This is a genomic window from Oceaniferula flava (assembly GCF_016811075.1).
GTDB lineage: Bacteria > Verrucomicrobiota > Verrucomicrobiia > Verrucomicrobiales > Akkermansiaceae > Oceaniferula > Oceaniferula flava.
Genome location: NZ_JAFBGL010000006.1, coordinates 212,248 through 234,203, shown reverse-complemented (window position 1 = coordinate 234,203; position 21,956 = coordinate 212,248). Strand labels below are relative to the sequence as shown.

Annotated in this window: 20 protein-coding genes; 11 read left to right on the top strand and 9 right to left on the bottom strand. The window is 55.4% G+C overall.

The genetic code is table 11. The annotated features are described in order from the left end of the window. The first annotated feature begins 17 nt into the window (after positions 1-17). Together JO972_RS10850 and JO972_RS10845 are read left to right on the top strand one after the other, a co-directional pair. Positions 18-908, top strand: a complete 891-nt coding sequence (locus tag JO972_RS10850; protein ID WP_309490070.1) for a hypothetical protein — start codon at positions 18-20, stop codon at positions 906-908. A gap of 82 nt (positions 909-990) precedes the next feature. Continuing rightward, on the top strand, positions 991-1,605 hold the full coding sequence (locus JO972_RS10845) for an N-acetylmuramoyl-L-alanine amidase family protein (protein WP_309490069.1): 615 nt from the start codon (positions 991-993) through the stop codon (positions 1,603-1,605). A 26-nt stretch (positions 1,606-1,631) separates the two neighbouring features. Here JO972_RS10845 and lpxA read toward each other — a convergent pair whose 3' ends face one another. Further along, the gene (gene lpxA, locus JO972_RS10840) at positions 1,632-2,414 is read right to left on the bottom strand and encodes an acyl-ACP--UDP-N-acetylglucosamine O-acyltransferase (protein ID WP_309490068.1); all 783 of its coding nucleotides are present in this window, start codon (positions 2,412-2,414) and stop codon (positions 1,632-1,634) included. Between the two features lie 122 nt (positions 2,415-2,536). On the opposite strand from lpxA, the gene JO972_RS10835 reads away from it, so the two are divergent. Together JO972_RS10835 and JO972_RS10830 are read left to right on the top strand one after the other, a co-directional pair. Next, positions 2,537-3,661 (top strand): TlpA family protein disulfide reductase, encoded by a 1,125-nt coding sequence (locus JO972_RS10835; RefSeq protein WP_309490067.1) that lies wholly within the window; start codon positions 2,537-2,539, stop codon positions 3,659-3,661. After that, positions 3,658-4,530, top strand: coding sequence for an alpha/beta hydrolase (locus JO972_RS10830; protein WP_309490066.1), 873 nt, complete (start codon positions 3,658-3,660; stop codon positions 4,528-4,530). Before JO972_RS10835 ends, JO972_RS10830 begins: the two co-directional genes overlap by 4 nt. 118 nt (positions 4,531-4,648) lie before the next feature. Here the strand turns inward: JO972_RS10830 and JO972_RS10825 are convergent, their stop codons facing one another. Next, positions 4,649-5,032 carry a Dabb family protein gene (locus JO972_RS10825; protein WP_309490065.1) on the bottom strand — a complete coding sequence of 128 codons (384 nt, stop codon included), beginning with the start codon at positions 5,030-5,032 and terminating at the stop codon, positions 4,649-4,651. A 19-nt stretch (positions 5,033-5,051) separates the two neighbouring features. Continuing rightward, a complete protein-coding gene (locus JO972_RS10820; RefSeq protein WP_309490064.1) occupies positions 5,052-5,669 on the bottom strand; it encodes an N-acetylmuramoyl-L-alanine amidase family protein in 618 nt (205 codons plus the stop codon). A 242-nt stretch (positions 5,670-5,911) separates the two neighbouring features. Here JO972_RS10820 and JO972_RS10815 point away from each other — a divergent pair, with 242 nt between their 5' ends. From JO972_RS10815 to JO972_RS10805, 3 genes are all read left to right on the top strand, one after another. Continuing rightward, a complete protein-coding gene (locus JO972_RS10815; RefSeq protein ID WP_309490063.1) occupies positions 5,912-7,816 on the top strand; it encodes an ABC transporter substrate-binding protein in 1,905 nt (634 codons plus the stop codon). Positions 7,817-8,033: 217 nt separating this feature from the next. Further along, positions 8,034-8,333 (top strand): hypothetical protein, encoded by a 300-nt coding sequence (locus tag JO972_RS10810; RefSeq protein ID WP_309490062.1) that lies wholly within the window; start codon positions 8,034-8,036, stop codon positions 8,331-8,333. After that, positions 8,314-9,018 carry a LytR/AlgR family response regulator transcription factor gene (locus JO972_RS10805; RefSeq protein WP_309490061.1) on the top strand — a complete coding sequence of 235 codons (705 nt, stop codon included), beginning with the start codon at positions 8,314-8,316 and terminating at the stop codon, positions 9,016-9,018. The genes JO972_RS10810 and JO972_RS10805 overlap by 20 nt, the downstream gene beginning before the upstream one ends. A gap of 28 nt (positions 9,019-9,046) precedes the next feature. Here the strand turns inward: JO972_RS10805 and pssA are convergent, their stop codons facing one another. The 5 genes from pssA to JO972_RS10780 all read right to left on the bottom strand — a co-directional run bounded on the left by pssA (position 9,047) and on the right by JO972_RS10780 (position 13,703). Further along, a complete protein-coding gene (pssA, locus tag JO972_RS10800; protein WP_309490060.1) occupies positions 9,047-9,868 on the bottom strand; it encodes a CDP-diacylglycerol--serine O-phosphatidyltransferase in 822 nt (273 codons plus the stop codon). A 64-nt stretch (positions 9,869-9,932) separates the two neighbouring features. After that, complete coding sequence (locus JO972_RS10795; RefSeq protein ID WP_309490059.1) at positions 9,933-10,964, bottom strand: MlaD family protein; 1,032 nt, start codon at positions 10,962-10,964, stop codon at positions 9,933-9,935. Between the two features lie 45 nt (positions 10,965-11,009). Beyond that, a complete protein-coding gene (locus JO972_RS10790) occupies positions 11,010-11,810 on the bottom strand; it encodes an ABC transporter ATP-binding protein (protein WP_309490058.1) in 801 nt (266 codons plus the stop codon). A gap of 17 nt (positions 11,811-11,827) precedes the next feature. Continuing rightward, entirely contained in the window at positions 11,828-12,892 is a 1,065-nt protein-coding gene (locus JO972_RS10785) for a tRNA dihydrouridine synthase (RefSeq protein ID WP_309490057.1), read from the bottom strand. Continuing rightward, entirely contained in the window at positions 12,867-13,703 is an 837-nt protein-coding gene (locus JO972_RS10780; RefSeq protein ID WP_309490056.1) for a DNA-methyltransferase, read from the bottom strand. The genes JO972_RS10785 and JO972_RS10780 overlap by 26 nt, the downstream gene beginning before the upstream one ends. Positions 13,704-13,996: 293 nt before the next feature. On the opposite strand from JO972_RS10780, the gene JO972_RS10775 reads away from it, so the two are divergent. Next, positions 13,997-14,227, top strand: coding sequence for a hypothetical protein (locus JO972_RS10775; protein ID WP_309490055.1), 231 nt, complete (start codon positions 13,997-13,999; stop codon positions 14,225-14,227). Positions 14,228-14,356: 129 nt separating this feature from the next. Here JO972_RS10775 and JO972_RS10770 read toward each other — a convergent pair whose 3' ends face one another. Then, positions 14,357-15,895 carry a YifB family Mg chelatase-like AAA ATPase gene (locus JO972_RS10770; RefSeq protein ID WP_309490054.1) on the bottom strand — a complete coding sequence of 513 codons (1,539 nt, stop codon included), beginning with the start codon at positions 15,893-15,895 and terminating at the stop codon, positions 14,357-14,359. Positions 15,896-16,462: 567 nt separating this feature from the next. Between JO972_RS10770 and JO972_RS10765 the strand changes: the two genes are divergently transcribed. From JO972_RS10765 to JO972_RS10755, 3 genes are all read left to right on the top strand, one after another. Continuing rightward, a complete protein-coding gene (locus JO972_RS10765; RefSeq protein ID WP_309490053.1) occupies positions 16,463-17,329 on the top strand; it encodes a sigma-70 family RNA polymerase sigma factor in 867 nt (288 codons plus the stop codon). Between the two features lie 177 nt (positions 17,330-17,506). Further along, positions 17,507-18,922 (top strand): DUF481 domain-containing protein, encoded by a 1,416-nt coding sequence (locus JO972_RS10760; RefSeq protein WP_309490052.1) that lies wholly within the window; start codon positions 17,507-17,509, stop codon positions 18,920-18,922. A gap of 142 nt (positions 18,923-19,064) precedes the next feature. After that, entirely contained in the window at positions 19,065-21,944 is a 2,880-nt protein-coding gene (locus JO972_RS10755; RefSeq protein WP_309490051.1) for a M16 family metallopeptidase, read from the top strand. Positions 21,945-21,956: the final 12 nt, after the last annotated feature.

The following is a 21,956-nucleotide window of genomic DNA, read 5'->3' as shown; positions in this document are numbered from 1 at the left end:
TACATCAGTAAGCACCTATGAATTTCCAGTCCACCACACCCCGCCATCGCACGCTACTGGCTATCCTGTTCGGCCTATTCGCCTTCGTTCAGGCGCATGCCCAGGTGGCTGTAGTGATGAAGATGAACAAGACGAACTACCTGCTCAACGAGCCGGTGACCGCCACCATCCACATCACCAACCACTCCGGTCGGCAGCTGGTGCTCTCGGGAAATAGCCACCTTTCATGGCTTAGCTTTCAGATGACCTCTCGCGGTCGCGTGGTCCCACCCGCACGCCGCATCAGCTATCGCCCCACCGTCATCCCGGTCGGCCAAACGGTCGCCCGCACCATCACCCTTTCCACCACCTACGCACTGGGGAACATGGGGAACTACACCTGCACCGCAGCGGTCAGAATGCCGGGGTCCACCACCAATGGTTACACCTCGAACCGGGTGCACTTCACCGTCACCGGAGGTCGTGCCGTCTGGGTTCAGCGCGCCGGACTTCCCAGCCAACCAGGTCAAATCCGTGAGTATAAATTGGTAAACTTCTCGGCCAACCAAGGTCACGAACTCTATGCCCAGATCTTCAATCAAAACAACGGCCGCCACATTGCCACCCAGCCACTCGGCAAGGTGATCAATTTCCGCCGCCCCAAAGCCACTCTCGATGGCAAAAGCAACATGCACGCGCTCTACCAGGTGAAACCCAACCTCTTCGCCCACACGATCATCTCACCGAACGGCCAGGTGCTCTCGTCCAGCTACCACAAACGAGGAGCCTCCGGAGACCCTCGTCTGATGGCCTTTGGGAATGGTGAAGTTCAAGTTGCCGGCAGTGTGCCCTACAACCCCAAGGCAGAGGCAGAGAAACGGAAAATAATTCGCAACATTTCCGAACGCCCTCCGTTCATGTATAAATAGCCTGACCGCGCCTCCAGCGCCCCTTCTGCTCTCCTCAACTTCGCCCCACTTCACTTCCAGCCAATCCACCGCCACACGCTGAATGATCTCCCGCCCAACGCACAAAACCCCGCTGATCATCCTCCTCGCTCTCGCTCTCTTCGCCGGCCTCGCCCAAGCGAAGAATTTTCGTTACGTCATCATTGATGCCGGACACGGAGGCCATGACAAAGGAGGTCTCAGCGGCAAAGTATACGAGAAACACCTGGCGCTAGATACCGCGCTGAGGCTCGAATATTGGCTCAAGCAACGAGGTATTCGGACGAAAATGACCCGCCGCAGCGACGTCTTCATTTCGCTCCCCGGACGCGCCAGTTTCGGCAATAAATACAGGAACTCCATCTTCGTCAGCATCCACTACAACCACGCGAGCAAGACCAGCCCCCATGGCTTGGAAACTTTTTATTATGGGGCCGAAGGTAAAAAACTCGCCACTCACGTGCAGTCGAAAATGATGTCCAAGATCGCCACCATCAACCGTGGCGTGAAGTATGCCCGGTTCTACGTCCTGCGCCATTCCAAGAACCCCGCCATCCTCGTGGAAGGAGGCTTCGTTTCCAACAGCAGCGAGCGCAACCGGATGAAAAAAGGCTGGTTCCGGCAATCCATTGCCGAGGGCATCGGTGAAGGGATTTTGAGCTACAAACGCAGCCGATAATTACGCTGCATCAGCGATCGGATCAATCAGGACTTACCTGTGATCAAGCCCTTACGGGAGGGATGACGGGCGGCGGCCAGTAGCACCTCGGCAGCATCACACCAGCTGCGGTTTTCAGCTTCGGCCAAGGCTTCACGCAGGTTACCACCACTGCGGAACAGAAGTTGATAGGCCCTCTTGATATCGGCCCGATCTTCCGCGCTGAAACCACCGCGACGCAGACCGATCACGTTCAGCCCGGCCAGTTCGTTCCGCCCGTGCGCGGTGCAAAATGGCGGCACGTCACGGCTGATGGCGGAATTCCCCTGCACAATGGCAAAGTCGCCAATGTGAAGAAATTGGTGAAAAGCGGCACCACCACCGAGAAAGACTCGGTTGCCGATGATGATGTGACCGGCGAGCAGCACATTGTTCGCGAGGTTATTGAAATCGCCCATCTGAACATCGTGCGCCAGATGCACCCCGGTCATCAGAAAGTTCGAGTTCCCCACCGTCGTGCTGCCTCCGGCCGCGGTGCTGCGGTGGATGGTGACATACTCCCGGATCCGATTGCCATCGCCAAGCACCACATTGCTTTCCAACGATGAGTCAAAAGAAGCGTCCTGAGGGTCCGTGCCGACAATTGACCCGTATCCAATATGATTGTCAGCCCCCATCACGGTGTTACCGGTCACCCATACATGAGCACCAATTTGGCAGCCTGCCCCGATATTTACTCCGGCATCGATGATGGAAAAGGGCCCCACGGTGACGTCATCAGCTAGGGTTGCTTGGTCACTGACAATGGCACTCGGATGGATGTCTGGCATGAGCGCGACCCTAGGACCGGTCGATGAAATTTCCAACGCTAAAAAATGCCTCGCCACTCAAGGATCCGCCAATGCGCTGCTTTCTATTTGCAAGGGAATCCAAACAGGATTACTCAAGATTCATGAACCCGAAGATCCTGATCTGCGCCCTGTTCGCCCCATTGACCGGACTGAGTGCCGCAGCACCGGAGGCCGAGAATGCACCCGCCACCGCAAAGGCCTCATTCTCCGCCGCAGTCATCGAGAAAAACATGACCGAATTCAACACCGCGGAGGTCGAGATCACCGATAAGATCAAAGCTCTGAAGGACAAAAGCAAAGCAAGCGCCCTGTATCGCCAAATGCCGGCATCGGGCCCTTACATCGACCGAATTCTCACCGAGGTGGTCAAAAACCCCAACGACGCCATGTCTAAAAAGGGGCTCACCTGGTCGCTCAGCAAATGCCGCACCCGTGATCAGCTAGGCGAGATCGCCGATCTGTTCAAGGCGCACTACTTGGACGATCCCATCATCAACCTCTACGCCCGTTCGCTGTCGCGCGGATTTTCCGAAGATCAGGCAAAGGCACTGCAAACACTGCATGATCAAACCAACCGCGAGGACACCCGCTATTTCTGCCAGTATTATCTCGCCGTCAATTTACAGAACCGCACGAAATACAACCGTCGGCTCAGCCCAGAGGCCAAGCAGGCCTATCTCGACAAAGCCTTCGCTATTCTCACCAAACTCAATGAGAACCCACGCGTGGCCGAAGTCTCAAAATCACTGGCGGGCCGCATTTCAGCCGTGATGTTTGAGAAAAACAACCTCTCTGTCGGCAGTCAGGCACCGGAAATCATCGGCGACGACCACACAGGCACCATCTTCAAACTCAGTGATTACCGAGGCAAGGTGGTTCAACTCACCTTCTGGGGCAGCTGGTGTGGCCCTTGCATGGCCATGGTCCCTCACGAGCGCAAGCTCGTAGAGAAATGGCAAGACCGCCCCTTCGTAATGATCGGAGTGAACTCGGACAACCCCACAAAGCTCAAGCAGCTGGTGGAAAAACGCACCGTCACTTGGCGCAGCTTCAACAATCAGCAAAAAGACTTCAAAATCTCAGACCGCTGGAACGTCTCAGCCTGGCCATCACTCTACATCATCGATCACAAAGGCGTGATCCGCCATCGTGGACTGCGTGGCGAAGCCATGGAAAAAGCACTGGACGCATTGATCCAAGAAGCCGAGGCTGCTTCCAAGTCATGAAAAAGATCCTCCTCCTGCTCACCCTCACCGTCAGCGCCCACGCCGCACCCATCCCACTCTGGCCAGGCTTGGCACCCGGAGAAACCACGGCCGGGCCTGAAAAGACCGTCAAGAAAAAGGACTCGATGACGCGTATCAGCGAGGTCACAAAGCCGACACTTGAAGTCTACCATCCGGAAAAATCCAAGGCGACCGGCACCGCCGTCCTTGTCTGCCCCGGCGGCGGCTACAACGTGCTGGCTATCGCCCATGAAGGCACCGCCCTCTGTAAGTGGCTCAGCAAGCAGGGCGTCACGGCAGTGCTACTGAAATACCGCGTCCCCCGACGCAAAGGACAGCCGAAACATGCCGCCCCCTTGCAGGACGCACAGCGCGCCATGACCATGATCCGCGCCAACGCCAAGGACTGGGGACTCGACCCCCATCAGATCGGCGTCATGGGATTTTCCGCTGGCGGGCATCTTGCCGCCACATTGTTAGGTAATCCCCCGCGGAATTACCCCGATGAAAAAACCTACCAGCCCCTCAGCGCCCAGCCCAACTTTGGCATCCTCATTTACCCGGCCTATCTGCAGAAGGGAAAAAGCACCACGGAGCTGGCTCCGGAGCTAAACTTCACCAAGGACAGCCCACCGATCTTTCTCGCGGTGGCCAAAAACGATCCCTATTTCCCAAGCAGTCAACTGCTCAAGACCAAGCTCAATGCCATGGATGCCTCGTTAGAAGCACACATTTTCCCAAGTGGTGGACATGGCTTTGGCATGGGAGGTTCACGCCCCAACGCGGAGATTAAAACTTGGCCTGGCCTCTGCCTGAAGTGGATGAAGCAGCAAGGTTTCGCCACGACGCCGAAGCCAACCGCCCCCTAACCCCTCTACCGGAGAGCGCCGCACCCGCGTGACCTGACACGCGTGCCACATCAGCACGAAAAAACCCACGCTGTGAACATACAGCGTGGGTTTTTTCGGATAAGTTGAAACGAATCGCTTACTGGGCGATGTAATCGAACACAAAGACGTCTTCGACGAAGGGCTTGAACAGCTTGATGAAAGCTTGGTGCGCGTCGTGAGGTGAGTAGGCATCAAGGCCAGCCTGATTATCAAAGGTCACCACAAAGCAGTGAGTGAACCCCTTGGCACGCTCCACACCACCGAGGCTGGTGCCCCATTCGTAACCTTTGATGGTATCGATTTTCGATGGCAACGCGGCAAAAGCTTTTTCCACGGTTTTGATCTGCTCAGGTGTGGCATCAGCCTTGAACTTGAAACAGACGACGTGGCGGAATGGCGCTTTCTTATCACCGTGGTCATGCGCAAATGCGCTGATGAGGCTGGCGAAGGAAAGGGCGAGTATCAATGTTATTGTTTTCATAGATTATGGTTAGGTGAATTTACTGTTTGAAGTTTTTATAAGCGATGATGCCGTCGGCAATCGCGCGCGCACAGTTCTGCTGGTAGGAAGCGCTGAGGCAGCGTTTGCGCTCGTAAGCATTGCTAATGTAGCCGCACTCGATCAGCACAGCAGGGCAGCGGGTGCGACGCAGCACCGCAAGATCCTTCCGCTGACGGGTGTCGCGGTTGCGGATTTTCAATCGACTCAACATCCGCAGGTGAATGTGCGCCGCGAGCTTGCTGCCCTCGGTGCCGTAGTAGTATGTCTCCACCCCATGATAGGCATTGCTCTTGTGGGCGTTGAAATGGATGCTGATAAAGACGCAGTTCTTATAACGATTCGCGATGGCTGCGCGATTGGTCAGCGAGATGAAAACATCGCTGCGGCGCGTCATGGTCACCGGCATGCCTTTCTTCTTGAGCAGCGCTTCGGTTTGTTTCGCTACCGAGAGAGCCAGCGTCTTCTCATAAACCTTGCCCCGGTGAGCTCCCTTGTCCTTTCCCCCGTGACCGGCATCGATGATCACGCGATTGACGGTGCGAGCTTGGGAAACCTGACAGAGGACAAGCGCCAACAGCATGGGCAAGGTGACGCGGAGGGGGGCGGAAGGGGTCATGAATTCAAGCGGAGGATGGTTTGATCGACTGGCAGGCATACGCACTTTAAGATCAGTTTATATCAAGTCAAATAGTTAGCCCGAATGGAGTTGCCCACTCATCACATACGAGAAGGAACGCACTGTTTTATTCCGCGCAAACAATTCACCTCACCAAGCCGAAAGATGAGCGCCAATCATTTCCTTAATGAATATCACGAGGCGGCGTTTTTTCATGGAGTTCTTGCCCCATTCGCCATTGGATGGAGCTTGTGTTTTCCCTTTTTGCACTGATCAACCCGAAGCTTATACGGCGATGCTCAGTGATAGTGTTAGTCACTTTTCTAACACTAACCAATGTTGTAAAAGCAGAAAGTCAGGCAACTGAGCGTGTGGTTCTCCAGTTGAAATGGAGTCACCAGTTTCAATTTGCCGGTTACTACATGGCGAAACATTTGGGTTATTATTCCGACCAAGGGATCGATCTGGAAATCCGCCCCGGCACCCCCACTCTCGATGTCACCCAAGAAGTGCTCTCAGGAAATGCCGACTTTGGCGTGGGCACCAGCAGCTTACTGCTCGATTACGCCGCAGGAAAGCCCGTGGTAGTGCTCGGAGTGATCTACCAGCACTCACCCCTGGTGCTGATTACACGCACACAACGGTCTTCGGACACCATCGAAACCGTCGCCCAAGGCCCGCTGATGATCGAAGCCCACTCGGGAGATCTCATGGCGATGCTCCGCAGGGCTGGACTGGCATCAGAAAATCTCAACATCATTGCCCGACCCGATAACGCGCTGGATATTTTGGAAAAATCCCAAAACGTCAGCTCCATCTCCGCCTATCAGACCGACGAGCCCTACACGCTGCTAGAGGATGGCATCGAGTTCAACACCTTCTCCCCGCGCACCTATGGCGTCGATTTCTATGGGGATAATTTTTTCACCGCCAGACAGACACTCGATGAACGAAAAGAAATGGTGCAGGCATTTCGTCAAGCCACCATCCGTGGCTGGCAGGAAGCCCTCCGTGATCCCGAGACAGCCATCAACCTCATCCTCGAGGAGTATCCCACCGGCAACAACCGTGAGAAACTCCGCTACGAGGCCCGCGTGACGCAGGACTTGATGACCAACCTGGTTCGCCCCGGACATATGAACCCGGAGCGCTGGAACCACATCTCGGACACTTTTCTGGAAACCGGCATGCTCAGCAAGAAACCGGACCTCTCTGGCTTTATCTTCGATGAACAACCGAAACAGCTCCCGAAATGGTTCTGGCCAGTCCTCCTCTCCGTTCTCACCGCCGTGCTGATTCTCGCGGTGATATCGTTTTACTTCCGGAGCCTGAACGTTCGCTTGAAGGAAGAAGTCGCCCTCCGCTTGGATGCTGAAAAGCACCTTCAGACGACGAATTCCAAACTCAACGAGGCCAAGCAGATCGCCGAAGAGGCCAACCTCAAAAAAACGTGGTTCATCACCAATGTCAGCCACGATCTCAAAGCCCCGGTGAGTGCGATGATTAGCCTCAGCCAGATCTTCAACCACCACAGCCAGTCGTTGAATTTACCTGATAAGTTCAACCGCTTCCTCCGTCAGCTCAATTCTGGTGGGGAATTCCTGATGTTGATGCTGCACAATATCCTCGATCATTCCGCCTTGGAAATGAATGCCGTGAGCGTGCATCCGGAGACCTTGAACTTGGAGGAATGCTGCACGAGCATGGTGAACCTGGTGCAGGCTTTGGCTGATGAAAAGGAAGTCTCCATCGATGTCTCATGGCAAGGTGACCAGAGAACTCTCGAAATGGACCGCGCACGCGTCTCCCAAATTTTACTTAACCTCCTCCACAACGCCATCAAGTTTTCACCGGAGAGAGGAACGGTTACGCTCGCTCTCTCCATTCAGCCCGAGTCACTGAAATTCACAGTGAGCGATCATGGACCCGGCATTTCTCCCGACAAACAAAGGGAGCTCTTCAAGATGTTCGGCCAATCCGAACGAAGTGTCACCGGCCACACTTCCACCGGACTCGGACTATCCATTGTCAAACGTAACGTGGAGCTGCTGGGAGGCAGCATCGAGGTGAGTCCGGCTCAGCCGTCTGGAGCGGTATTTTCCATCGCCGTTCCACTCAATTCTTTACCTGAAATGGCATCGCGATAGTTAGATCACCTCGCAACTTTGTTAGTTTCATCAATGAACAAACCCTCATTGAGGTAGTAAACGAACGTTTCGCAGTGATTTTCATACATTTCGCAGAGGCAGTCTCTCTGTGCTTCAGGTTTTCTGATAGTTTATTCTCAAATCGGACAGTCTAACGAGAACCCGCACCGAGTATGCGGAATGCGGCGGTCCCAGCTGTCATTTTCTAATCAAGCGCATGAGTAATCATTCATTCCATCATCACGATACTCCTTCCCTCTCCCTGATGAAGGGCGCTGTAGGAATCTTTGTGGTGTTTACGTGTCCGTTTTTACTCTGGTTCGCTTTTATGCTGGCGTCGCCGCCGGAAACCAGTGAGTTTGATCATAACGACTGCTCCGAAGTCCAATCTGAGCAGATTGACACGGTTGATGAAGATGGCACGAACCTGAATAAGCCTCTACCTGTACCGATTAATGCACCTCCGATGGAAGTCAATAACAGCACAGCCATTCACTATGACGATTCTGATCATTGAAGACAATGAGATAGAAATGGAGAACCTCAAGCTTCTGTTAGCCGCCTTCGAAGGCTATGAGGTAATCGCAACGGCAGAGTCAATTCATCAGGGGATTGAGCTGGCTAACAACATGCAGCCGGAACTGATCATGCTGGATCTGCAGCTGGACTGTCAGAATAGCCTCGAGCATGTGCATCTGCTGGACTACAGCCCCTACATTATCTGCTCCACGCTGTGCACCGAGCATGCGCTACAGGCCTTTGAAGTGGGTGCGAGCGACTACCTCACCAAGCCGATCACCCACGAAAAACTCTGCCGCGCCTTGGAGCGCTTGCCGCAGGGGCAGGGTGAGCCTCAACACCGCGCTAGAAAAATGGCGCTGCCGCTGCACAATGGCACCAAAACTCAGATGGTGCCAATCGATCACATCACCCTGGTCACGGCAGATCGCGACTACACCATCGTCAGAGATATCAGCGATTCGGAGTTCATCAGCACACGGAGGATGCACGAGTGGGGGAAGCTTTTACCGTCGCCTCTCTTTGTCACTCTCGATCGGTCCACCATCGTCAATCTCGACCAGATTGATCACTACACGCGGCTCGGCCCGGATCGCACGGCGACCATCAATTTTAAAAATGAGCACCAGCACCGGATTGGATCCACTGCGCGGCGGCGACTGAAAGCCAGTATCGAAAACTGATCCCTATCACGCGATGCTAAAGCTAGGCTCAGTGATCGTCCTCACTGTCCAGTCCGTGCTCGATGCTGCGTCGCCAATTCTTGGAAATCAAGGGGCGTGCCAGGCCGTAGATCAGGTAGATCGAGAAGATCGCGGTGGGAGTATACCAGCGGGTCTGCTCGTTGAGTAAGAGCACAATCAGAATAGCCCCACCGATGATGCTCAGGAAAGTCCCCTTAGTCTGGAAATCGATTTTCTTGAAGCTCGGGTAGCGCACGTTGCTCAGCATCAGGGCGGAAAGCCCGAGCATGACTGCTCCCAGCACGTAGTTCCAGTAGCCGAGGTCGTGTCCGCGATCGTTTTTACTGAAATAGATCAGTAGGAAAGTAATCGAGGCGATAAACCCGGCGGCCATGGGAATGGGGATGCCGCGGAAGTCATTGGTGTCGCCCTCTTTCTTGGGCATGTTCGCCAGGCAGTTGAAGCGGGCCAGACGCATTGCACCGCAGAGCAAATAGATGAAAGCAATCGCCCAACCGACACGCCCCTCGAGGTTAAACAACACCGCCTTGGACACGAGCAGGGCGGGCGCCATGCCAAAGGAAACCACGTCCGCAATGGAATCAAACTCCTGACCGAAGGGCGATTCCTGACCGCCCATTCGAGCGAGCCGGCCGTCCAACAGATCAAAAAGACAGGAACCAAAAATCAGCAAAATGGCTTTTTCATAAAAGGGATAGGCCGCGGAAAAATCGTCCAGCTCCATGCCTTTGAAAATCGTCAACACCGCGAAAAATCCACAGCAAAGGTTGCCGGCGGTCATCAGGTTCGGCAGCAGGTAAATGCGGGGTTCTTGTGGGTCTTTTTCCATGTTGTTCTAGGGTGGTGCGTGTGCGGCTACTGCTTACAAGTGGCTGCGACACAATGTCCAGCGTCTATCGCCGGCTGCCGCGAAATTTGTTGCGCGGGTCGCGTTCGTCTTTCGTGGCATCATCACGGTAGCGGAGGATGCCGTAGCGTTTGAGGTTGCGGACGAAATCTTTGGCATTGGCGCCGGTTTCCTCGTCGTAGGCCATCGCTCCGACGAGGCCGTTTTCATTCTGCAGAGCTTCCATGGTTTCCTCCGCCTTGCCGGCGGCGCGGCTGATGCTCTGCACCGCCTTCGGCAGCTCACGCAGTGCCGGTTCGATATTCTTCACCTCCTTGCGCGCATCCACGAACAGAGTGTCGGCGGAATCGGCGGCTTGGTTGAGACTGGCGATCGCTTTTTTCGCATCGGTGATGGTGGGCTTCAGCTCCTTGGAGGCCTCGCTCAGATTCTTGGACGCGGCATCGAAGTTGGCCATCGCATTGCTCAGGTGATCGAGGTTATCGTCTGAGAGAAACTTGCTGTTCACCTTTTCCATGGTGACGTTCAGGTTCTTGCCGACAACGGTGATCTCATCCAGAGCTTCGTCGATTTTTTTGAACGTCTCCTTGGCGTCCTTGATCATCTGACTCGCGTCCTTGGCGATATTTTCGGCGTCTGATTTGATCGCATCAAAGCCACCAGCACCGGCACCCATGATGCTGTCTCCCGGCTGAAAAAACTCGCCACTTTCCTGCTCCGGAGGCGAGATCTCGATAAATTTATCTCCCAACAAGCCGCTGGAACCGATCTGGAAAGTTGATTCAATAGGGATTTGCACATCGTCGCGGATGCTCATCTCCATTTTTACCGTGCTGGATCCGACACCGAGAACAAGCTCCGGCACGGTGGCCACGCGGCCAATTTTCGCACCGCGGAAACGGACATCGCTGCCCTTGATAATGCCCGCGGTGTCAGGAAATTCAATGTAGAGTGGGTAGTGGCCGGTGAAACGATCTCCAAAGCGGCCAAACTGCACCACCAGCACGCCCAACAGCACAAGGCCGATCAGGACAAAGAGTCCGGCCTTGGTTTCGCGTCGTTTTTCCCGAGCTGGCATGGTGGTAGCTTCCCTTGATTTGGGCTAACTGGCAAGTGGCAATCGTCAGTCGCTATCGCCACTGGCCCATTTTTCCCCACTGCTATCCACACCGGAGAGGAACTGCATCAGCACAGGGTCATCGCTGGATTTCATCTCTTTCGGCGTCCCCTGCCAGTAAACTTGGCCGTCTTTCATGAAGGCAATGCGGTCGGCAATCCGGAACACACTGCGGAGCTCGTGGGTGATCACGATGTTAGTGATGCCGTGCTCGTTCTGCAGGCGCTTGATCAGATGATCGATGGAATCCGCGGTGACTGGGTCCAGGCCGGCGTGTGGTTCATCATAACAGACGCAGGCCGGGTGATCGACAATGGCCCGCGCGAGAGCCACGCGCTTGCGCATCCCACCGGAGAGGTCCGAGGGCATAGTTTCCTCCTGGCCAGGAAGGCGGACAATTTCCAACACTTCCGCGATGCGTCGGTTCAAGGTATCGAGATCCTTGATACCTCCTTCACGCAGGGGAAAGGCGATGTTCTGGGCGACGTTCATGGAATCGAACAGGGCTCCATTTTGAAACATCATCCCCACCTTTTTGCGCACCGGCCCGAGCTTCCGTTCACTCATCTGTGAGATTTCGGTGCCATCGATGATGACACTGCCTTCGTCCGGCTGCATCAGCCCGAGCATGTGCTTCACCATCACGCTCTTGCCGCCACCAGAGGTGCCTAACATGCAGATCGTCTCGCCGGGGTAAATATCGAGGTCGGCACCACGCAGCACGTGTTTCTCGCCAAAGTAGCGGTGCAGGCCGCGGACGCTGATGATCGGCTCCACGGAGGGGCTGGCTTTCTGGGGGTCGGGCACAGCTGATAGATACCACGTTAGTTCCCGGAGCGCAATGCATCGAATCCGCAGAACAGCTTGGAATCGAGCGGCGGGCGGACAGGGAGAGGAGTGTCGTTTTCCAAAAAGCTATGGCAGATCGAGTGGAAGTCGTGCTCGGTGAAGGCGCGGCGGATTTGGTATTCGAACTCCGGATCCAGACCTTGCGCGATGTAAACCATGTATTTTTTCATCCGGTTGACGTGCTTGCGCTCGTCAAAGGCCCCCTGCCCCGAGTGCTGTTGGTAGCCAGCCAGTTCCTGGTAGAGGTCCATGATGTATTCTAACAGGTCACTGCGAAGAATCTCCCGCACTGGCTCGCCAGCCCAAACGGCGCGAAGCTGATCGAAGATCCACGGGTGCCGGATCGCGCCCCGACCGATCATCAGCCCGGCCGCGCCGGTGCGCTCGATCAGACCGGTGCCGGTCTCCACATCCACCACATTGCCATTGGCGATCACCGGGCAGTCCATCTGCTGGACAGCCTGCTGAATGCAGTCGGTATGGATCGGCGTGCGATAGCGCTCCAGCACGGTGCGCCCGTGGATGGTCAGGGTGTCGATCTCGTGGCTTTGAAAAAGCTCCAACAATTCGCTGAACTCTTCATGGCTGTGGTAGCCGACTCGAGTTTTAACGGTGAATTTTCCAGGGATGACCTCACGCAGTGCGCCCAGCATCGCGTGCAGGTGTTCTTTTTTCCGCAGCAGTCCCCCACCGGCATCTTTACGGCAGACCACGGGAGCCGGGCAGCCGAGGTTTAGGTCCACACCGGCCACGGGATACCGCAGCAGCTCCTTAGCACAGCGCACCAGGGCGGAAATATCCTGCCCAATCATCTGGGCGTAAACGGGGCGACCCGTGTGGCTCTCGGTGATGCTGCGCAGAATGTGTTTTTCCAAATGGTAGGCCGCATGGACGCGAAAATACTCGGTGACATACACATCCGGTCCACCGAAACGCTGCATCACGCGCATGAACGGCAGGTCGGTCACGTCCTGCATGGGGGCAAGCGCCAACGTGGGGACGGGGGTCAGCATATCAGGTAGTTTCGGCCGGTTCTTCATGTTCCGCGCGGAGTCGTTCGCGGGTGACATCGAGGTAATCGGCGTCAATGTCAAATCCGGTGTAGGAAATGATCCCAGATCGCACCGCAGCCAGCGCCGAGGTGCCGATGCCGTTGAAGGGATCGAGCAGGTGGGTATTTTCACCCTTGCCGTGAATTCGGATGCACTGCTGCACCAGCCCCACGGGGAAAGTGGCGGGGTGAGGCCGGTCTCTCGAGCGGTTTTTAATCGTATCGTAGGGGATGAACCAGGTGTTGCCCCGGCAGCGTTTGTCTTCGCCCTCGGTGTGCCCCCAGCGGCTGATGTTGGACTTGTGCACGTAGGGGACCCCCGCGCCTTTGCGGTCGAGCGTTACCTCCCCGGATTTGGTCAAGTGGAAGACGTATTCGTGGCAGTCGTTGACGTAGCGCTTGCTATTGATCGGTTTGAAATGCCCGGTGCTGATGGTGTCCCCCCCGCGGGTTTCCACGCTGATGGATTTCACCCAGTGGAAGGTATTTTGCAGGATGAACAGCGGGTCGTCACCGTCGGTCAGCGCCAGTAACAGCTGGTGGGGCAGCAGCGGATTCTTCGGCACAGCGCCGACGTTGAGGAAAAACGATGCATCATCCGCCATGACCCGCTTCACCTCCGCCGCCCACTCGAGACACCAGGCGATGAACGCCTGACGCTCGCTGGTATCGCGGTAGGTGTTGTAATCGATGCCCAGATTATAAGGTGGAGAAGTGACCACCAAGTCCACCTGCCCGGCAGGGAGCTGCCCCATCCCTTGCAGGCAGTCGCCATGGTGAAGTTCTACGTTAGTGGTCATGCTGGATGGTCTATCACATCATCAACCTGCGGTCGAGCTAGAGCTCTAATGGCGATGCTTTCGCCCTTACTCATCCCCATTCGCCCGATTCTGTAAGGTTCGATGCAGTCACAATATCAGCTTCATTTTCAGAAAAAATCAGGCTAGAGGTCATTTGGGTTGGCCATTGTGATTAGAAATAAACTCAAATCAGCAAACAAATACCGACTCCACATCGCTTACCCTAAGAACCTAAGATAATCTTTCTTGGTTTATAACGGCTCAATTGAGCAAAAAACTAAACTACACTTATTATGAAACTACTCATTACATCCACATTCGCCCTCGCCGCGACTTTCTCCACACTTTCAGCCGAATGCGACGGAGGTTGCAAAGGCGGCTGCAAAAAGAAGGAAGCAACAACCCTCACTGTGACCACTGATGACGGCTGCAAGGGTGGCTGCAAAAAGAAAGAAGCCACAGCACTCACCGTGACCACCGATGGTGACGGCTGCAAAGGCGGTTGCAAAAAGAAAGAGGCCTAATCCTTTTCTTTAACTCACAAAATTTCAGCCGTTTCGGATTACCGGGACGGCTGAAATTTTTTTGAGACCCTTTTTCAGATTCTTATGCGTCGCCAAAGCTCTGAGACGAGGGGCCTGCGAACAGGTTGATCACATCATCAACTTCCGGTCCAAGGAACGATACTGAATCGCTTCGAGAATATGTTCCGCGGCAATTTGCTCCATTCCCGCCAAGTCCGCCAAGGTGCGCGCGACTTTGAGAATCCGGTCATGCGCCCTCGCTGAAAAGTTGAGCTCGTTCATCGCGTGTTCGAGATAGCCGGATGCAGTGGCATCAACGCGGCAGTGCTCACGCATCACCTTGCTGGGCATGGCGGCATTGCAGCTAATGTTTGCTCCGCTACCAAACCGCTCTTGCTGCCGAACGCGGGCAGCCTCAACTCTCTGCCTGACATCGCCTGAGCTCTCGCCGATTTCATCGGATGCCAAATCACGGTATTCCACCAGCGGCACCTCGACGTGGAGATCGATCCTGTCTAACAAGGGGCCGGAAATGCGCTGCCGGTATTTTTCGATCTGCGGTGGCGAGCAGCGGCATTCGCGTTTGGCATCGCCATAATAACCACAGGGGCAGGGATTCATCGCGGCAACCAGCATAAAGTCGCTGGGAAAAGTCAGGGTGCCGGCAGCGCGGGAAATCGTCACATAACCATCCTCCAAGGGCTGGCGCAGCACCTCCAGCGTCTGGCGGCGAAACTCCGGAAGTTCATCCAGAAAAAGCACCCCGTTGTGAGCCAGCGAGACTTCACCAGGGCCGGGGTTCGCACCACCGCCTAACAAACCCACATCCGAGATCGTGTGGTGCGGCGCCCTGAAGGGCCGAGTGACTAACAAGGCATCCTCTTTCCCCAACAATCCGGCAATCGAGTGAATCTTCGTGGCATCGATCGCCTCCGCCTCGGTGAGATCCGGGAGAATCGTCGGCAGCCGCTTGGCGATCATCGATTTGCCAGTGCCCGGCGGGCCGACCATCAGTAAATTATGTCCACCCGCCGCGGCCACCTCGAGCGCCCGTTTCACCTGGTGCTGCCCTTTGACATCTTCCAGTCCTATCTCGTATCGCCGGTGGGTATCGAACAAGGCTTGCCGATCGAGATCATACGGCTGCAGGATGCGTTGACCGGTGATGAAGTCCCAGGCTTCGCGCAGGTTTTCCACGCCGTAAACCTCTAGCCCCTCCACCACCGCAGCTTCGGCGGCATTGGCTGCCGGCACGATGACGCGGGTGCGGCCTCGTTTTTTCGCTTCCAAGGCCATTGGCAGCACGCCACGGATCGGGCGCACCATGCCATCCAGGGCCAGTTCTCCCGCGATGCAGTAACGCTGCGGCTCGTGAACACGGTCTTCGCCCGCCGTTTCGGCCAGAGCTAATGCAATCGGCAGGTCGAAGCGCGGCCCTTCCTTTTTCAAATCGGCAGGTGCTAGGTTCACTGTTTTCACCCCCTTGGCCCATCCCAGAGCGGAATTGCTGAGGGCGGAGGTAACTCGTTGGGAGCTCTCACGCACCGCCGCATCCGGCAGGCCGACCACGTTAATCGCGGGTTTCTCGGCATTGAAGGCACTGACCTCAACCTCCACTTCCATCCCTTCCACACCGAGCAAGGCTGACGAATACAGGCGCACAATCATGCCTCATTCTACCTGAGCGACTCTGGCAGGGTAAAGAGCGAAAGCTCTGTTCAGGCGAATAAGTGGACTCTTTCTGTCATGGTCACTCGTTTCAAACGTCAGATTCCAAACTGCAGCCGCCATTGTAATCGTCCGACTTCTAAACGGGTGCATAATGCACACTCAAAACCACCCAAGGATGCACTTTACCCCCTCTCGCCCAACACGTCAACCTGCCCCAAAATCGCCAACCTCCTTACAGTAAGCCGATTAGAACAATTCTAAATTAGATGGAATAAATACTGCACAGATAAGTCATACCTTACGTGACAAATACTTTACAAAGTGAAGACATTTTTATGCAACAATTTCGCTTCCAGCGTCGTTTAACTTAATGAAGATGCACTCATAGTGAAAAGTTGACTAAATCATCCAATCAGCCGTCGCGTTACTCAAAATGACCATAAGACGATGAATACAGCAGTCACCCTCAACCATCCTTATCAAGCAGCCGAAAACACCACCACACCCCGGGAAGAACGCCAATCAACCGCCGCGTCTCCCAGAAACAATCAATCCAACGATACCATGTCTAAATTTGAAACAGATAACAGCCTGCGCCTCTACTTGCGGGAGATCTCCAAAACCGAGCTACTCACTCCGGAAGAGGAAGTGAAGTTAGCGGCTCGGATCAAAAAAGGAGACAAAAAGGCCCGCGCCCACATGATCCGCGCCAACCTTCGCCTGGTGGTGAAAATCGCCCAGGATTACAGCGGCTATGGCCTGCCATTGGCCGACCTTATTTCCGAAGGCAACATTGGCCTGATGAAGGCCGTGGAACGCTTCGATCCGAACAAAGGGGGTAAACTCTCCACTTACGGATCGTGGTGGATCAAACAATCCATCAAGCGAGCTCTGGCTAACCAGAGTAAAACCATTCGCCTCCCGGTTCATATGGTCGATAAAATTGCCCGCATGCGCCGGATCTCCACCATGCTCGCCGAGGCCATCGGTCGTGAGCCTACGGAAGAAGAGCTGGCTGAAGAACTGGGTATCCCACGCAAGAAGCTCGCCCTGCTGAAACGTGCTGCCAAACGTCCAACTTCGTTGAACGCACCGGTGCACGAAGACGACAGCTCGGAGTTCAGCGACATCATCGGCGATGAACGCGCCGTCGACCCCTTTGCCGCCCTCGATAACAAGAACATGCACGGTGAGCTCGATGAGCTCCTGGAGGTTCTGGACGACCGCGAGCACCGCATCATCGACGCCCGATTCGGCCTCGATGGTAAGAAACCCATGACTCTCGAAGAGGTAGGCGTCGAATTCGGCGTCACTCGTGAAAGAATCCGCCAATTGCAAAACATTGCGCTTGATAAAATGCGTAAAGCATTGCATAGGAAGGAGGAACCAATGCCTGAACCTCTCATGGAGGCTCGCGCGGAGGTTTCATAAATAAATACACAATCCAAGATATCGGAGCTTTTTAAAGTCGAGATATCGAAGATTGGGATCGTAGGTGTGAAGAGCGGTGGGGTTAAACCCGCCGCTCTTTTTCTTTGTAGTGTTGCAAAATTGTCGAAGGCCGTTTTTTGTTTGCCCCCGCCGACACGACAGCACCATTTACATCCCATGCAGTTCAACTACCTGACACTACTTTCCCTCTCCCTTACCAGTCTGACTTTCGCTGAAAGCAGCGACTGGAAACACAACGGCAACTTCTCGCTCAGTCTCACCTCGGGCAATTCCGACACCTTGAACACCGCCTTTGGTTTCGATAGCATCAAAAAAGACGGTCTCACAACCTACTCGAACGAATTCGACGCCATTTACGGTGAAGACGACGGCATCCGCAGTAATAACCAGATCGCCAACGAGCTGAAGTTCGCTCGGGAATTCCCTGATTCACGCTGGTATTACGGAGCCTCCACCGACTTTCTCTATGATCCCATGGCTGGAGTCGATTACCGCGCCGGTGTCTACGGCCTCTTGGGCTACCATTTCATTGATACCGACCGCTACAAGCTGCGTGCTGAGATCGGACCGGGTTTCATTTTCGAAAAGCGCAATGATAGCAGCGAGCAATATGCCGCCTACAAAGCCGCCCAATATTTCGATTGGAAAATCTCCAAGGACACCCGCTTTTTCCAATCGTTGAAAGCCAGTGCCGAGCTTGGCGATCTCAGCAATGCGATTTACACCGCCGAGGTAGGGATCGAGTCCAAGCTTAGCGGACCGTGGTCCTTCCGTATCGCCGCCAAGGCCATCCATTACAGCCAGGTCAGCGACGGCAACGAAGCCGACGACCAACTCATCACCGTCGGCCTTGGGTATTCCTTCAGCCCCGGCGGCAGCGATGCTCCATCGCTTGAAGACGTGCACAAAAAGCGCAAGATCACTGAAGGCGACTGGGTGACCACCGCGCTCCTCGGTGGTTCGTATGCCTCAGGAAATACCGATGCGTCATCCGTGGCCCTCGGTATACTGGCCAAGCGTAAGTCGGCTCTCAGCTCCAGCGAGATCGGCCTGAACGGCTACTACGGTGAGTCCGATGGCGTCCGCACAGCGGAATCAGCCACTTTCAATGCACACCACCAGTATTCCTTCAAGAAGCCCTACTTCGCAGGTCTGCGTTTTGATGCCGAATACGATCCCGTAGCAGATCTCGACTACCGTTTGGCTCTCTCTCCTTACCTGGGACGATTCCTCTACGAGGAAGGTGCCACCTTCGTCTCGCTCGAAGTCGGCCCTTCGGTGGTCACCGAAAAGAAGGCCGGGGAAAACGACACCTACCTCGCCGCCTACGCCACGCTCAAGGCAGACAAGCAGTTCAACGATCGCACCCGGATTTACAGCTCGGTCACTTGGCGTGGCGAGGTGCAGGACACTGCCAACTTCGTGCTGACCTCGCAACTGGGCTTTGACCACTCCATCAGCGACAGCACCAAGCTCAAGCTACTGCTAGAAAACATCTACGATAACGAGCCAGCCGAAGGTCGGGACGCCAATGACCTGAAGCTGATCGCCGGCTTTGAGTTCGCCCTGTAGTTGCCGCGCTGAGCCGCGCAGTGCCAGCTTCTCTCATTCACCCATCCGCAGCAGCCGTCACGGGTTGCTGCGGATTTTTTTGTCACCGCGACCATCAACTCGGTGCTCGCGGGCTATTCTCATACCTGCTAAAGTGGACGGCATGAGAAAATTTGCCGCCATGTTGATCTTGCTGCTTGTTGTGCTTCCGCAGCTGCATGCGGCCCCCAAGCTGATCCACGACATCGATGCGATGCAGGTGCGGGTTTACCAGCTGGACAATGGCCTCACCGTCTACCTCACGCGCAATGCGGAAACACCTCGTTTGTATGCGGAGATTGCCGTGCGCGCGGGCAGCAGCACGGATCCGGCCGACTGCACCGGCCTCGCCCACTACCTCGAGCATTTAATGTTCAAGGGCAGCTCCAAAATGGGCACGCTCGACTACTCCAAGGAACGTCCTTATCTGGAAAAAATCACTCGTCTCTACGAGCAGCATTTCGTGGAAACAGATGCCGCCAAACGCAAAGAGATCTATCAGAAAATCAATCGCACCTCCACCGAGGCGGCGAAGTATGCGGTGGCCAATGACATCGACCGGATTTACAAATTCATCGGTGGCACCAATGTTAATGCGCACACCTATTACGAGGAAACGATTTACAAGGTGGATCTTCCGGCGAACCAGTTAGAACGCTGGGCCACGATCGAATCCGAACGTTTCTCCGACCCGGTCTTCCGGCTTTTCCACACTGAACTCGAGGCCGTTTACGAAGAAAAAAACACCTCGCTCGATAGCGGGGCACGCATGATTTCCGAGGCCGTTGAGCGCTTGCTTTTCCCCGGCCACACCTACGGCAGCCAGACGGTGTTGGGTTTGCCCGAACATCTCAAAAAACCATCGCTGGTGAGAATCCGCGATTACTTTCAGAAATACTACGTGCCGGGAAACATGGCCATCATCATCAGTGGCGATATCGAAATGGACGAGACCATCGCGGTCATCGATCGATACTTCGGCCCATGGCCAGCCAAGCCAGTGCCACAAGTCAAAGCGCAGCCGCTGCGTGCAATCGATGGCATCCAGCGCGTCACCGTGCAGCACGAAGGCGAGGAGTTTGTCACCCTGGCATGGCAAACGGTGCCCAATCAGCACCCGGATGCCGAGGCCTTGATGATCTTCGATATGATCCTTGATAACTCGGTGGCCGGCCTGATCAACCTGAACCTGGTCAGTCCGCAGAAGGTCCGCTCCGCCGGCAGCTATGTGAACCAGCTGAACGAGGCGGGCGCCCAGTATCTTTGGGGCAGCCCACGTGACGGACAGGCCTTGGAGGACGTGGAAGCCCTGCTGCTAAACCAAATCAGACTCATTCAGCAAGGGAAATTCGAGGACTGGCTGATCCCCGCGATCATCACCAATCTCCAATCCGTCACTGAATCCTCCTACGAAACAAATGAAAACCGGGTGGCCATGATCCGGGATTCTTTCATTGCCCGCCAGCCATGGGCAGAGGCGATCCAAGACCACGCCCGCCTCGCCGCAGTGACCCGCGAGGACGTCGTCCGCGTGGCGAATCAATACTTCGGCGAGAACTACGTGGTTGGCTACCTCGTGAAGGGTAAAGCCGACATCCAACACATCGAAAAACCACCGATCGATGCCGTGCCGCTGAACTCCTCCAGCGAAAGCGCCTTCGCCCGATCCGTCTTAGCGCTCCCCACCACCCCTCTCAGCCCGAGCTTCATGCAGAAGGGCAAAGATTACCAACAATCCGGTCCTATCAACGGCGTCACTTACTACACCACGCAGAACCCGGTGAACGACCTTTTCAGCATCACCTGGACCTTTCCCAAGGGCAGCCTGCACGATGATTTGCTGCTGACAGCTTTTGATTTGTTAGAAAAATCAGGCACCGCTCAGATGTCGTCCACCGAGCTTGGCAAACGATGGTATCAGCTGGGAGTCAGCGCCGATTTCTACGTCAACGAGAACTTCACCGAGATCACCCTTTCGGGCCTAGCGAGCTCATACGAGCCAGGCATGAAACTGCTCTGGCAGTGGCTCCACGACAGCCAGTTTCAAGAAGCGACGCTGAAGAAACTCGTGGCCGATTTTAAAATCTCCCGCGCCGAAGCGATGGAAGAGCCCGGCACCATCATCCACGCGATGGCACGCTACCACCGCTACGGCGAGCAATCGAAATACCTCAAGCGCACCAGCAGTGAGCAGCTCGATCAGCTCAGCGTGGAGACGCTGAAGTCATCACTGGCCCAATTGCTCAAACTCCCCCACGACATCTCCTACGTCGGCCAACTCACCGAAAACCAGTGGCGGGAAAAAACGCCCGTGCTGAAGCCGACGGCAAAGGCTCCGGCCGAGCCAAATCGCCCTGTCCAGCCGATCCAAGAGCCTGTGGAAATCCTCTTTTACCATCGCGAGATGGCCCAGGCACAGGTGTGGATCGAGTCAAAGCTCGATGGCCTTAGCCCGGACGATCTAGTGGTGCTCAATGTGTTCAACGAATACTTTGGCGGCGGTATGAGTAGCGTGGTGTTCCAAGAACTCCGCGAAGCTCGAGGGCTCGCCTATTCCGCCTCCGGCTATCTCAGCTCGCCACGCTGGGTGGGCGACCACTACCTCGCCGTCGGTAGCATCGCTTGCCAGGCGGATAAAACGGAGAAGGCTCTGACCAAGTTCCTCCAGTTGTTCGATCAATTGCCCGAGTCGGATGTCCGCTTCAAGGAAACCCGCGACGCCCTGATCGCCCGCCTGCGCGCCGAGCGCAATGACTTCCGAAATCGTGTCTCCACGGTGCAATTCTGGCAACGCCGGGGAGTGGATTTCGACCTCAGCCAACGCGCCTACCAGCAAGTGCCATCGACGCAGCTGAAAGAGTTGTTAGGATTCTACCGGCAACACGTCAAATCCCGCCCGAAACGCATCTCCATCCTTGGCGACCGCAGCAGGGTCGATCTCGATGCGCTGAAAAAAATAGGTCCCGTCCGCGAGCTCGTAGCGGAAGACATCTTCACCCGCTAATCGGTCACCCGA

Excerpts from the sequence above, each read along its gene's own strand:
- JO972_RS10850 (WP_309490070.1), top strand. The coding sequence starts at position 18 with ATGAATTTCCAGTCCACCACACCCCGCCATCGCACGCTACTGGCTATC.
- JO972_RS10845 (WP_309490069.1), top strand. The coding sequence starts at position 991 with ATGATCTCCCGCCCAACGCACAAAACCCCGCTGATCATCCTCCTCGCT.
- lpxA (WP_309490068.1), bottom strand. The coding sequence starts at position 2,414 with ATGCCAGACATCCATCCGAGTGCCATTGTCAGTGACCAAGCAACCCTA.
- JO972_RS10835 (WP_309490067.1), top strand. The coding sequence starts at position 2,537 with ATGAACCCGAAGATCCTGATCTGCGCCCTGTTCGCCCCATTGACCGGA.
- JO972_RS10830 (WP_309490066.1), top strand. The coding sequence starts at position 3,658 with ATGAAAAAGATCCTCCTCCTGCTCACCCTCACCGTCAGCGCCCACGCC.
- JO972_RS10825 (WP_309490065.1), bottom strand. The coding sequence starts at position 5,032 with ATGAAAACAATAACATTGATACTCGCCCTTTCCTTCGCCAGCCTCATC.
- JO972_RS10820 (WP_309490064.1), bottom strand. The coding sequence starts at position 5,669 with ATGACCCCTTCCGCCCCCCTCCGCGTCACCTTGCCCATGCTGTTGGCG.
- JO972_RS10815 (WP_309490063.1), top strand. The coding sequence starts at position 5,912 with ATGGAGCTTGTGTTTTCCCTTTTTGCACTGATCAACCCGAAGCTTATA.
- JO972_RS10810 (WP_309490062.1), top strand. The coding sequence starts at position 8,034 with ATGAGTAATCATTCATTCCATCATCACGATACTCCTTCCCTCTCCCTG.
- JO972_RS10805 (WP_309490061.1), top strand. The coding sequence starts at position 8,314 with ATGACGATTCTGATCATTGAAGACAATGAGATAGAAATGGAGAACCTC.
- pssA (WP_309490060.1), bottom strand. The coding sequence starts at position 9,868 with ATGGAAAAAGACCCACAAGAACCCCGCATTTACCTGCTGCCGAACCTG.
- JO972_RS10795 (WP_309490059.1), bottom strand. The coding sequence starts at position 10,964 with ATGCCAGCTCGGGAAAAACGACGCGAAACCAAGGCCGGACTCTTTGTC.
- JO972_RS10785 (WP_309490057.1), bottom strand. The coding sequence starts at position 12,892 with ATGAAGAACCGGCCGAAACTACCTGATATGCTGACCCCCGTCCCCACG.
- JO972_RS10780 (WP_309490056.1), bottom strand. The coding sequence starts at position 13,703 with ATGACCACTAACGTAGAACTTCACCATGGCGACTGCCTGCAAGGGATG.
- JO972_RS10775 (WP_309490055.1), top strand. The coding sequence starts at position 13,997 with ATGAAACTACTCATTACATCCACATTCGCCCTCGCCGCGACTTTCTCC.
- JO972_RS10770 (WP_309490054.1), bottom strand. The coding sequence starts at position 15,895 with ATGATTGTGCGCCTGTATTCGTCAGCCTTGCTCGGTGTGGAAGGGATG.
- JO972_RS10765 (WP_309490053.1), top strand. The coding sequence starts at position 16,463 with ATGTCTAAATTTGAAACAGATAACAGCCTGCGCCTCTACTTGCGGGAG.
- JO972_RS10760 (WP_309490052.1), top strand. The coding sequence starts at position 17,507 with ATGCAGTTCAACTACCTGACACTACTTTCCCTCTCCCTTACCAGTCTG.
- JO972_RS10755 (WP_309490051.1), top strand. The coding sequence starts at position 19,065 with ATGAGAAAATTTGCCGCCATGTTGATCTTGCTGCTTGTTGTGCTTCCG.